The sequence below is a fragment of the Actinoplanes octamycinicus genome (genome assembly GCF_014205225.1).
Taxonomy (GTDB): Bacteria; Actinomycetota; Actinomycetes; order Mycobacteriales; family Micromonosporaceae; genus Actinoplanes; species Actinoplanes octamycinicus.
In genome coordinates, this window is record NZ_JACHNB010000001.1 from 7,743,956 (window position 1) to 7,755,277 (window position 11,322).

Genomic DNA, 11,322 nt, shown 5'->3' on the forward strand with positions numbered 1-11,322 from the left:
GGTGACCAGCCGCGGACCGTGAAGGGCGCGGCGATTGTTTTGGACGCGCCAGCGGCCAGATCGCCGCGCCCGGCCCGCGCGGCAGCATGCGATCCGCACCCCAGCGGACCTGCGTAAATGAAGATCTTGAAGTTGATCTTGGGCGCGGCCGCGAGCCGGAAGCGGGTCGACGAGGGGGCCGGGAGCGGTCACGGTCTGTCGGGGGGTCGGGGGCGGGCTCGGGTGTGGAGGCCGGCGGCCAGCAACGTGGACCTGGCTTCGGCGAGGCCGGCGGTGAAGTCGCTGCTGTCCTGGGTGTAGTAGCGCCGGAAGAACCACCTCGGCACCCGCGGGGCGCGGCGGCGCGAGAGGAAGAGCTGGTCCTGGACCTGGCGGGCCATCCGGCAGAGGTCGCGGTTGACTTCCGGGTCGAGGTTGGCGGGGGCGAGCATGGCGCAGCGGGCGCGGGAGTAGCCGCAGACGCGGCGGCGGTCGGTGGCGACCCGGCGCTGTTCGCGGAAGGTGTCCCAGCCGAGCATGAACATGCCCAGCGACGGTACGCACCACTGCACGAACAGGTCGGTGATCGTGGAGTTGCGCAGCATCGCGGTGATCAGCCCGAGCATCGCCCAGCCGGTCATCGCCAGCATCACCACCTGGGCGTAGCGGCGGCGGACCCGGCTGCCCCAGGAGAGGTTCTGCTGCTGGCGGGCGAGCACGTCGAACGGGCGGGGCAGGTTCGGCATCTCGTGGTGGTCGCGGGGCGGGTCGCCGCGGTAGCGGCTGCTCAGGTGCCGGACGTCCTCCGGGGAGATCTCGTCGCCGCACAGGATGCAGTTCCACGGCAGCTGGAAGAGGCGCACCTCGAAGGACTCCTGCAGCAGCGCGGCGCGGTGCAGTTCGCGGTCGGACCAGGAGGCCAGGCCGAGCGAGTAGGCGAGGGCCCAGAGCACCCCGATCACCGACAGGGTGACGCTGAACGGCTTCCCGGTGACGGCGCCGAAGAAGACGGCGATCAGTCCGGCGCCGGCGAGCGCGGCGGAGATCGCCAGGCGGAGTGCGGCGAGACGTCTGACCCGGGCGTGGGAGACGGCGGTCGCCCGCAGAAGATGACTCAGCGTGGGGTCGATCGGGCGTTGGCGGACGGCAGGTCGGCGATCGGTCATGGCTGTCACCGCCTCGGACAGTGACATCGGGCACGAAGCCACGAAGGGGCGATACCCAACATTATCGCGAAATCGACCGACGGCCATCTATTTCAGCAGCTCACGTGCGGTTGACGAATTATTAGCGTACGGTCGTCAACCAATTACGCACAGTAAGTGTCGCGCGCACGTCGTCCTCGTTGTACCGGAGCAACCGGACGGCCGCCGCGCGGTCCCCCTCGCGGGCCCGCCGATGCCATTCCTGGGACTGCCGGCCGCCCGGATCCTCGTCCCGCCAGCGGAACCCGGCGCCGTGCACGGCGACCGTCTTGAGCCCCAGCCCGGCCCGCGACTCGACCGCCGCGCGGACCACCGAGTGCAGGTCGATCCACCGGTCCGGGTGCGCCGCGCCGCGCGGCAGCGGCGGGAACCGGCGGGCCCGGGTGCGTTCCGGCGAGGTGTAGTGGAAGACCAGCAGGCTGCGGCCGGCCGCCTCGGCCTGCGCGGCCAGCGTGTCGAGCCGGTCCAGGCAGCGGCGCGCCGGGTGGGCCTCGTCCGGCAGCACCGGGTCGAAGAACGACTCGTAGCGGCTCACCCCGTCCGCCGTGATCAGCAGGCCCCACAGGTAGACCCGGTCGTCGACACCCCATTCGGCGTCGATGTCGATCTCCACGTCGGCGCGCGGCACCGCGGGCAGCGGCCCGTCCTTGATCCGCAGCACCAGGCCGTCCCGGGCGAGCCGCGCCGCGACGGTCGCCTTGTGCAGCCGATGGCGGTGCTGGCGCAGATGACCGACCTCGGCGCCATAGGCGCCGGCGAGGAGGGCGGCGGGTTCGCTGTCCGCCAGCTCCTGGACGGTACGGACACCCGCGCCCCGCAGCGCCAGGTACTCCCGGACGCTCAGGGTGCCGCGCAGTTCCCGGCTCAGGTCGGTGGCCGGCAGCGACTCCACGCACACCGGAGCCCACGGGCACGTCTCGCACTCGGCCTGCCCGACCGGCGCGACCAGCGGCTCCGGGTCGGTGGGCCGCCCCTCGCGCTGCCCGGCCACCTCGGCGACCCGGACCCGGAAGGCGTGCTCGTGGTCGTAGCGGTGCAGGGCGCTGCGTTCCGCCCGGCCCCGGCTGCGGGAGAAGGTGACGAAGCGGGGCAGGCTCAGGTCGTACCAGACGAGCTGCAACCCGTCGGTGCCGAGCACCGCGCCCCACGGCGAATCCGCCTGGTGCCCGCAGGCCTGCAGCATCCGCCAGTAGTGGGCGAGCTGGATCAGGTCGTTCTCGTGCGCCTTGGCCCGGGCGTCGGTGAGCCGGGACGCGTCCGCCAGCGCGGGTGCGTCGAGGGTGCTGACCAGGGCGTCAGTTCCGGTGCCGAGCACCTGGTGGGCCTTGATGTCGGCCGGGTGGTAACCGCCGCCGGGGGCGCGCAGCAGCAGGTCCGGCTTGCCGGTGCGGTGGCCCGCCTCGTCGTCCGGCAGCCGCCCGCCGACGATCACCGACGCCCCGGCGCGCATGGCGCCGATCGTGGCGCCGATGTGGATGCGCTTGTCGCCGTCCAGGTCCCGCAGGTCGGTGTAGCCGGGCAGGCCGAGCGCCGCCCACTTGCCGAGCACCTCGTCCTCGAAGGCGACGCCGGTGTCGAAGAGCTGCTGCAGCTCGGCGGCGACCGGCAGCTCCGGGCGCGGGACGGTCCGGTCGTACCGGTTGTGCACCGCGCGCGGGCAGGACTTCGCCGCATAGCCGCCCAGCAAGATCATGCGCGATGGTAGATCACTCGGGCTCGTCCGGCTCGTCCACCCCGGTGATCGATATCAGACTGACCGGTACGCCGGCCCGGGTCGCCCGGACGACCAGCTCCGCGCCGAGCGTGGTGTCCTGGCCGGGCGGGCAGCGCCACCAGCCGCTCACCTGGTCGTCGCCCGGGAAGAGCATGCCGCACGTGGTCCAGCCGCCGGCGAGCGGGAACGAGCGCAGCGCCCGGGCCAGCCGGTCGACCGCCCCGGAACTCATCGCGGCGACCCCCAGCGTGGCCAGGACCAGACGTTTCTCCGGCAGGTCGGCCTCGGTGTCGGTGAGGTCGAGGGCGTCGTGCTCGGTCAGCACGGCGGCCGCGATCCGGTGCATGCCGTCCAGGATCTCCCGCGCGCCCGGGTCGACCAGGATCGGCTCGGCGAACCCGCCGTGCAGCACCAGCTCGGCCCGCAGCAGCTCGACGACCTGGGCGCTGTCCGGGTCTGCCAGGATGCCGGGGATCGCCCGTTTCCAGGTCACGCCACCGAAGGCGGGCCGGAAGGCGGCCAGGACCTCGGTGAGCGGCATCCGGCGTACGGTCACTGGCGAAATGGTGCCACGCCCGGGTTGACCTGGCCATTCACCGAAGGGTGAACAACAGTGTCGCCAATAGGACGACCGGGACACAGGCGATCGTGGTGAGGAAAATGGTGTCCCGGGCCAGCACCAGGCCGACGCCGAACCGCTGGCCGTACAGGTAGACGTTCTGCGCCGTCGGGAGACAGGCGAGAACGGTCACGGCGTAGGTCTCGTCGGCGGACAACCGTAGGCCGGTCGCGAGCAGGACGGCGAGCAGCGGCATCGCCACGGTCTTCAGCAGGACCGCGACGACGGTCGCGGCCCGGTCCGGGCCGGGCGCCAGGACGCGGCGGCCGGAGAGCGACATGCCGAAGGCGATCAGGACCAGCGGTACGGCGGCGTGCCCGACCGTGATCAGCGGGTCGAGCACCATCGCGGGCAGCCGCACGCCGGTCAGCGAGACGGCCGCGCCGAGCAGCACCGCCACGATCATCGGGTTGCGCAGCGGGGTGGTCAGGGTGGCGCGGACCGAGGTGCGGCCGGTGGCGGCCAGTTCCAACAGGGTGAGCGCGATCGGCGTGACGACCAGCAGTTGCAGCATGATGATCGGGACGACCAGGGCGGCGTCACCGAGGATGTAGGTGGCGATCGGGATGCCGATGTAGTTCGCGTTGACGTAACCGCCGGACAGCGCGCCGATGATCCGGTTCTGCCGGTTTCTGACGATCACCGGATAGGCGGCGAAGCAGAGCAGCGCCGCGCCGGCCGAGGCCAGCAGCGGCTCGCTGAACAGCGCGGTCAGGTCGGCGCCGGCCACCCCGGTGAACAGCAGGCACGGGTTCAGCACCAGCCAGACCACCCGGGCCAGCACGGTCTCGGCGTTCGCCGGCAGGTCGGCCCAGCGGCGCAGCCCCCAGCCGGCCGCCACGATCACACCGATCAGCAGGAACCCGGAGAGCGCCGCCACCATGATCAGCGACGCTATCGGGCGACCGGGCGGCGAATCGACTCCGGGGCGCGGCGGCCGGCCGTACGGTGACCGGGTGGGGGACGAGGCGGCGGAGTACTACGACCGGATGCTGGTGGACGCGGAATGGGGCGAGGCGTTCTGCCTCACCTTCGTCCGGGGGCTCGACGACGCCGCGCTGATCAGCGCCTTCGGCGGCGACCCGGCCGCGATCATGTCGCAGGCCGCGCTGGCCCAGGTTCTGGACGGTTTTCCGTACGGGCAGGAGCCGGCCACCCTGGTCGTCGCCGCGCTGGGCGACTGGCGGATCGGCATCGAGATCAACGGCTGTCAGGGGAACCGCTCCGAGGTGCTGCGCCGGGCGGCGGCGGCCGGGGACGGGGTCGCGCTCAGCGTCTACCGCAACGTCAACGGGCGGTCCGAGTTCAGCTACGTGCGGGACGACCGCATCCAGGTGGTGATCGACCACCTGCGGCCGGAACGGCGGACCGGCGAGAACCCGGAACTGCTCGACGAGCACCTGGACGGGCTGCCGTTCGGCTACGAGGACGATGTGATCCCGGAGGCGGCCGGGCTCGCCCTGGCCGAACGGATCACCGGGGTCCGGCTGCCCTTCGACCTGATGGAACGGGACCTGCCCGGCGCGGTGCTGACCCTGGTCCCGGACGACCTGGTGCCGGAGGGCGGGCGGGGGCTGGCGGCGCTCGACCATCCGTTCGTGCAGCGGATGCTGGCCGCGCCGACCGCTGCGAACGTGCCGGCGATGGTCGCGTTCCGGGCCCGGCTGATCGCCGAGGACTCCGGGTTGATCGGTGAGCCGGTGATCCAGGAAGTTCTGGACGCCCTGGACGCCGGGCGGGCGATCGGGCCGGAGGTCCGGTCGCGGCTGCGGGAGCTGCACGAACGGGTCGCCGACGACCTGCCGGCGATGAACGCGGTGCAGGACCTCGCGGCCGCGGCGGTGCCGTCGGGGGATGCCCGCGAGCGTTTCGGTACGGCCTACGCCCTGCACGACAGCGACCGCAGCCTGCAGGCGGTGGTGGTCCGGCGCTGCGCCCTGCGCGCGTTGCAGGACACCCCGGCCACTCCCCCGGCCCCGACGGTCCTGGCCACCGCCGGCCCCACCCCATCCGCGTCCGCCTCTCCCTCCGCCCTGAGCGGCCTCGCCTCGTCCGGCCCTGCGTCGTCCGGCCCTGCCTCTTCCGGCCCCGGCTCGGGCAGCTCCGGCCGTGACGAGTCCGGCGCCGGCCTTCGCGCGGCCGACTTGGACGTGGCCAGCCTGGACGCGGCAGGCCTGGACGCGGCCGGTTCTGGTCGCGGCGCGCCGGCACTGGGCTCCACCGCGGCGTACGCGGTGATGGCCAAGGAGTTCGCCTCGTGGGACGCGACGAAGCAGCGGGCCGCGGCGCGGTGGCTGGCTCGGCGGGCTTTCGAGGTCGCCGGGCTGGACCGGTTGGCTTGGGCCCGGCCGGCCCTGGAGGCTCTGGACCGCGGGGAGCCGCTGCCGTTCCCGGATCGGAAGGCAGTGTTCCGGCTGATCTCCGCGGCCGCGCTGGTCACCGCCACCACCGGGCTCCCGCTGGATCAGCTCGGCGACCGGTTGACCGAGTCCCAGCGCGCCGAACTCCGCGAACGCATCGACCGCGCACCGATGGCCGTCATCACCATCTTCAACACCGCGAACCCCGATCCCGCCAAGGCCCTGATCGACACCTTCGCCACCGCCCTGGAAACCTTCGACGGCCGGGACGAAGACCTGACCACCGAACTACGCGCCCGCTTCAGCACCGCCATCTGATATCGCCCCGCCCGGGCGCCTGTCGGTCGGCTGGGTGTTTGGCCGTTGTGACCTATCTGTCCACTCCGGATGGAACATCGAGTACTACGATGCGCTCAGATCTTGGGCCGGGTGCGGTTCTCGATCGACAGGGGTTCGCGCGGCACGAAGGAGGGCGTCGGTGGCTGACCGGCGGCACGCACTGGATCGGATCGACACGACCGTGGCGCATCCGGCCCGGCGCTACAACTATCTGCTGGGCGGCAAGGACAACTTCGCCGCCGACCGCGCTTCGGCCGAGGCCATCGAGGCCGCGATGCCGACGATCCGCCTGGCCGCCCTGGAGAACCGGGCCTTCCTGCAGCGAGCCGTGCGCTTCCTGGCCGAACGCGGCATCCGCCAGTTCCTCGACATCGGCACCGGGATCCCGTCCGCGGACAATACCCACGAGGTGGCCCAGCGGATCGACCCGGCGTCCCGGATCGTCTACGTCGACAACGACCCGATCGTCCTCACCCACGCCCGGGCCCTGCTGACCAGCACCCCGGAGGGCACCACCGCCTACATCGACGCCGACCTGCGCGAGCCGCAGGGCATCCTCGACGACCACGAGGTCCGGTCCACCCTCGATTTCACCCAGCCGATCGCCCTGATGCTGGTGGCCGTCCTCCACTTCGTCCGCGACGACGAGGACCCCCAGGGCATCGTGGACACCCTGATCGACGCCCTCCCGCCCGGCAGTTACGTGGTCGCCTCCCACTCCACCTGGGAGTACCTCCCCTCCGAGGCGATCGAGAAGCTGGAAGCCGCCAACCCGGACGGCCGCTTCCGTGCCCGCACCGCGGAACAGCTGGAAAAACTCTTCACCCGCCTGGACCTGCTCCCACCCGGCGTCCAGTCCGTCTCCGAGTGGTGGCCGGAAGACGCCCCCAACCCCCGCCCCCGCATCGAGGACGTAGCCTTCAACGCCCTGATCGGCCAGGTCCGATAGCTCCCGGGCACTGCGCGACGTGCCGCTCCGGCGGCGCATCGCCCGGACAGCGGCGCATCACCCGGACAGCGGCGCATCGCTCGGGCAGCGACGCGGACCGAGGACGGTCTCGGGCGGGACTGCGTCACGCTGGGAAGAGCCACTCCAGCGCGGTGAGCGACTTCTCGGCATAGCGGGACCGGCCGGTCTCCAGGCCATAGGCGAGGTCTTCGACGACAGCGCACCTGGCGTAGAAGACGGCGCGATCGATCAAGGCCGGATCGGTGACGGCGAGTGCGGGCGGCCCGAGGTCGCGGTAGAGCCGGCCGTAGTCACAAGCCGGGTCCACCAAAGCAGCGTCGCTCCAGTCGATGACGCCGGTGACCGTGCCGGACTCGTCCACCAGGACGTGTTCGATGCCCAGGTCGTTGTGGGAGAAGACGAGTTCGTAGTCGGCGGCCGGCGGACCGGTACACAGGAACGACTCGATCCGGCCCCGGAAGAACGGCGGAACGTGGGCGGCGACGGTCGCGTACAAATCGGCGGTCTCCTGAATCGACCCCTCCCCTGACTCGTCGTCGATCTCGGCATCGGCGGGCCGGATGGTGTGCAGGGCCGTGAGCAGGTCGCCCAGCGCGGCGACGACCCGCTCGGCGTGCGCGTCGCGGAACCGCTGCGACCGGTCCAGCAGCGGGACACCGGCAAGCTTGTAGTAGGCAAGACAGCCACGCTCCGGGATCACGAAGGCCGGCGAGGGCACCGGAACCGGCGCGACCGCCGCGACCGCGTCCAGGAGGCGACCCTCGTGCGCGGTCCGCTCCGGATCAGGGTCTTTGCTGATGCGGACGATCAGGTCACGGTTGACCTCGTACGCGAAGTTGTCGAGACCGTCTCCGATGGGCGCCACCGACTCGATCTCGTAGCCCGGCAGGCCCACCGCCACGGCATCGCGAACCTCTGCCACGGTCATGAACCCATCGTCGCAGCATCGACCCCTCCGCCGCGCGCTCCGCCTCGCCCGAACCGATCGTCAGCCGAGCTTCCGACTCGGGCCGGGCGCATCTGGCTGCAGGACATCGCCGGCCAGAGTCCGGACGAGGCCGCCGAGACCGTGCGTCACACCGCCCTGGCACTGCTCGATGCCGCGCTGCGCGAAGGAGCCGGAGAGATGGAGGTTCGGCGTTGACCCGGCCCCGAGGTGCGGGTTTAGCGTCGGGACGGTCGGCTCAGCGAAGGGACGTCTGATGGGCAGCACACTCGCCGGGGATTTCGACTACGACCTGCACGGTTCGGGATATGCGGTCCAGCGGCGGGCGGATCCGCGGATCGCCGGCATGATCCAGGCCGCACTCGGGGACGCTCGCACGGTGGTCAATGTGGGTGCGGGCGCCGGGTCCTACGAGCCGGCCGACCGGTATGTGACCGCCGTCGAGCCGTCCGCCGGGATGCGGGCTCAGCGCCCGCGGACGGCGGTGCCCGCGGTCGACGCCTGGGCGGAGGCGCTGCCGTTCGACGATGACGCGTTCGACGCGGCGATGGCCACGATCACCGTGCATCAGTGGTCGGACCTCGGCAGAGGGCTGTCCGAGCTGCGCCGCGTCGCCCGCGGCCCGGTGGCGCTGCTGGTGTTCGACCCGGCGGCGGCCGGCCGGTTCTGGCTGGCCGAGTACTGTCCGGAGCTGATCGCCACCGAGCAGCGCCGCGATCCGGCGATCTCCGACCTGACCGGCGCGATCGGCGCGAGCTGCGACGTCGTCGAGGTGCCGATCCCGATCGATTGCGTGGACGGTTTCACCGAGGCGTTCTATGCCCGCCCGGAGCGCTTCCTCGACGCCCGGGTGCGCGCCGCCCAGTCGGCTTGGGGATTCGTCGACGAGGCCGCGACCGCCCGGTGCCTCCGCAGTCTCCGCGACGACCTGGACTCCGGCACTTGGGACGCCCGCTTCGGCCACTTGCGCACCCAGCCGGAATGGACCGGTTCCCTTCGGCTCCTGGTCGGCCACCCCTGACCGACCCAACTCCATGACCAGCCCAAAGAGCGGAGACAGCCACAGGAAGGCAGGAGACGTAACGGATCGCCGGCCTCGCGCGAGGCTCACTTCCGGTACGCAGTAAGCACCCGACTCGCCCAAGGAGGGAGGACCTCCGACGAGGCCGCGAAGCGCGCCAAGCGGGCGCGGGCGTTGCGATGTCTGAGCCGGACGGGCGCACGGATCTGGAGGCGCGGGCCGGGCGGGCGCAAGCGTCCGGAGGCGGGCCGGGCGGGCACGGGCGCGGGAGGTGCTCGACAGCACTAGCGGCTGGTCATTTGTTCGATCATTCGCACTGAGCGTTCCACCGTGTCGAAGCCGCGGGGCAGCATCTGGCGCTCGTAGGAGGCGACCGCGTCCAGCAGCGGAGCGCCGGAGAGCAGCTCGCCGGCGAGGGTGGCGGCGTCCTGCAGGGCGGTGTTCGCACCTACGCCGCCGGCCGGCGGCATCGTGTGGACGGCGTCGCCGAGCAGGGTCACCGGGCCGGTCGGCCAGGCGTCGACACGGTCGCTGGCTCGGATGGTGATCGGGAAGAACGAGGCGCTGTCGGCGTACGCGAGGATTTTCTGGATCTCCGGATGCCAATCGGCGGTCGCCTCCGTCACGGTCTGCCAGAGATCCGCAGGATCTCGCTGTGCCGGGTCGAACCGGTCGGCGGCCCCGACCAGCGCGATCATCAGGTATCCGGGCTGCCCGTCGCGGTAGTGGACCGGCGCGAAACCGGCGCCGAACCCGTTGTCGCCGGCGACCCAGCAGAAGCCGCGCTGAAAATCCGCTGGGATCCACGGCGCTCGGCTGGAATCGGAGGGCGGCATTGAGGCCAGGCCGGGGGCCGGCGTGGGGTGGGCGGCCGGAGGTGGCGTGGGGGATGCGGCGGGAAGGGGCAGGCGGCCGTAGACGCAGCGGAGGCCGAGGTCGCGGAGTGTGGCATGAGGGAGCAGCTGGCGGCGCACCGCGGAACCGACGCCGTCCGCGCCGACCAGCAGGTCGCCCTCGTCGAAGCCGATGCTGACCCGGCCGCTCCGGGTGATCTCGTAGCCGGTCACCGGGCGGCCGAACGTGACCACCTCCGCCAGGCCGCTCAGCAGACCGCGGCGGAATCTGTCCCGGTCGATGGTGGTGAGCTCGCTGTCCGGGATGCCGGGGAACTCCTGGGCATGCACCCGCCGCAGATCCTGGGTGAAAGACGCGACCAGGTCCCCGTTGACCCCGCTGGTGTCGCGGACCCGGTCGAGCACCGCGGGCGGCAGGCAGGCCCGCAGGGCGGCGTTCCCATCCGGGTCGAGGTGCAGGCGATAGCCCTGGTTGCGGCTCTGCGGGCTGGGTTCCCGCTCGTAGACGGCGACGTCGAGGCCGCCCCGGCGGAGGGCGTGGGCGAGCGCGAGACCACCGATCCCGGCGCCGCTGATGAGGATGCGTGTCATGCCCCGGACGGTATCAACCAGATGCATGCACTTGTCAATCAGATGATTACTTGACTGTGTCAAGCGGCGGTATGATCGGCCTGTGCCGTCAACGAGTCCGCGCAGGTCACCCACCCCGCAGGAGCGTCAGCGCGATCCGGAGCGCACCCGGCAGCGGATCCTGGACGCCGCGGCCACCGAGTTCGCCGAGCACGGGTTCGCCGGCGCGCGGACCCGGGCGATCGCCGCCCGTGCCGGGGTCAACCAGCAGCTGGTGTCCTACTACTTCGGCGGCAAGGAGGGCCTCTACCAGGCGATGTCCGAGCGCTGGCAGCAGCGGCAGAGCGAGCTGTCCGCGGCCGGGGACTCGCTGCCCGAGCAGCTGCGCGGCTTCGCCCTGGAGGCGGTGCGCAGCCCGGAGGGTGTCCGGATGTTCGCCTGGAGCGGCTTGCAGTATTCCGGGCCGGATCAGGACCCGGACCGGGAGTCGCGGACCCGGATGCTGCAGGGCGGCGTCGACCGGCTGCGCGCGATGCAGGCCGCCGGGCGGCTGCCGGCCGAGGTGGATCCGGCCTGCCTGCAGGTGATCCTGATGGCCGCGTGCATGGCGACCACCACCCTGCCGCACGTGATCGAGGGGCTGTGCGGGACCGATCCGCGCGCACCGGAGTTCGTCGAGCACTTCGCCGGCCAGGTCGCGATCATGGCCCGGCTGCTCGGCCTGGACGACACCCCGGAGCAGTGA

At 71.9% G+C, this 11,322-nt stretch carries 10 protein-coding genes; 4 read left to right on the forward strand and 6 right to left on the reverse strand.

Annotated elements, in window-relative coordinates; all coding sequences use genetic code 11:
• Positions 1 to 188: 188 nt before the first annotated feature.
• From BJY16_RS34995 to BJY16_RS35010, 4 genes are all read right to left on the reverse strand, one after another.
• The gene (locus BJY16_RS34995) at positions 189 to 1,145 is read right to left on the reverse strand and encodes an S-4TM family putative pore-forming effector (protein WP_185043828.1); all 957 of its coding nucleotides are present in this window, start codon (positions 1,143 to 1,145) and stop codon (positions 189 to 191) included.
• Between the two features lie 121 nt (positions 1,146 to 1,266).
• Positions 1,267 to 2,877 (reverse strand): TM0106 family RecB-like putative nuclease, encoded by a 1,611-nt coding sequence (locus BJY16_RS35000; RefSeq protein WP_185043829.1) that lies wholly within the window; start codon positions 2,875 to 2,877, stop codon positions 1,267 to 1,269.
• A gap of 13 nt (positions 2,878 to 2,890) precedes the next feature.
• Positions 2,891 to 3,454 carry a hypothetical protein gene (locus tag BJY16_RS35005; protein ID WP_185043830.1) on the reverse strand — a complete coding sequence of 188 codons (564 nt, stop codon included), beginning with the start codon at positions 3,452 to 3,454 and terminating at the stop codon, positions 2,891 to 2,893.
• A gap of 37 nt (positions 3,455 to 3,491) precedes the next feature.
• Positions 3,492 to 4,400, reverse strand: a complete 909-nt coding sequence (locus BJY16_RS35010; protein WP_185043831.1) for an AEC family transporter — start codon at positions 4,398 to 4,400, stop codon at positions 3,492 to 3,494.
• A gap of 73 nt (positions 4,401 to 4,473) precedes the next feature.
• Here BJY16_RS35010 and BJY16_RS35015 point away from each other — a divergent pair, with 73 nt between their 5' ends.
• Both BJY16_RS35015 and BJY16_RS35020 read left to right on the forward strand, forming a co-directional pair.
• Entirely contained in the window at positions 4,474 to 6,195 is a 1,722-nt protein-coding gene (locus BJY16_RS35015) for a DUF6461 domain-containing protein (protein WP_185043832.1), read from the forward strand.
• 160 nt (positions 6,196 to 6,355) lie between these two features.
• Positions 6,356 to 7,165 (forward strand): SAM-dependent methyltransferase, encoded by an 810-nt coding sequence (locus BJY16_RS35020; RefSeq protein ID WP_185043833.1) that lies wholly within the window; start codon positions 6,356 to 6,358, stop codon positions 7,163 to 7,165.
• Positions 7,166 to 7,289: 124 nt separating this feature from the next.
• On the opposite strand, the gene BJY16_RS35025 is transcribed toward BJY16_RS35020, so the two are convergent.
• Positions 7,290 to 8,114: a phosphotransferase family protein gene (locus BJY16_RS35025; protein WP_185043834.1), complete on the reverse strand. Its 825-nt coding sequence runs from the start codon at positions 8,112 to 8,114 to the stop codon at positions 7,290 to 7,292.
• Positions 8,115 to 8,388: 274 nt separating this feature from the next.
• Here BJY16_RS35025 and BJY16_RS35030 point away from each other — a divergent pair, with 274 nt between their 5' ends.
• On the forward strand, positions 8,389 to 9,153 hold the full coding sequence (locus tag BJY16_RS35030) for a methyltransferase domain-containing protein (RefSeq protein WP_185043835.1): 765 nt from the start codon (positions 8,389 to 8,391) through the stop codon (positions 9,151 to 9,153).
• 284 nt (positions 9,154 to 9,437) lie between these two features.
• Here the strand turns inward: BJY16_RS35030 and BJY16_RS35035 are convergent, their stop codons facing one another.
• Positions 9,438 to 10,598 carry an FAD-dependent oxidoreductase gene (locus BJY16_RS35035; protein ID WP_185046819.1) on the reverse strand — a complete coding sequence of 387 codons (1,161 nt, stop codon included), beginning with the start codon at positions 10,596 to 10,598 and terminating at the stop codon, positions 9,438 to 9,440.
• Between the two features lie 82 nt (positions 10,599 to 10,680).
• Between BJY16_RS35035 and BJY16_RS35040 the strand changes: the two genes are divergently transcribed.
• Positions 10,681 to 11,322 carry a TetR/AcrR family transcriptional regulator gene (locus BJY16_RS35040; RefSeq protein ID WP_185043836.1) on the forward strand — a complete coding sequence of 214 codons (642 nt, stop codon included), beginning with the start codon at positions 10,681 to 10,683 and terminating at the stop codon, positions 11,320 to 11,322.

Bases quoted from the DNA above. Each gene is read 5' to 3' on its own strand.
- BJY16_RS35030 (WP_185043835.1), top strand. From the start codon at position 8,389: ATGGGCAGCACACTCGCCGGGGATTTCGACTACGACCTGCACGGTTCG.
- BJY16_RS35035 (WP_185046819.1), bottom strand. From the start codon at position 10,598: ATGACACGCATCCTCATCAGCGGCGCCGGGATCGGTGGTCTCGCGCTC.
- BJY16_RS35000 (WP_185043829.1), bottom strand. From the start codon at position 2,877: ATGATCTTGCTGGGCGGCTATGCGGCGAAGTCCTGCCCGCGCGCGGTG.
- BJY16_RS34995 (WP_185043828.1), bottom strand. From the start codon at position 1,145: ATGACCGATCGCCGACCTGCCGTCCGCCAACGCCCGATCGACCCCACG.
- BJY16_RS35010 (WP_185043831.1), bottom strand. From the start codon at position 4,400: ATGGTGGCGGCGCTCTCCGGGTTCCTGCTGATCGGTGTGATCGTGGCG.
- BJY16_RS35025 (WP_185043834.1), bottom strand. From the start codon at position 8,114: ATGACCGTGGCAGAGGTTCGCGATGCCGTGGCGGTGGGCCTGCCGGGC.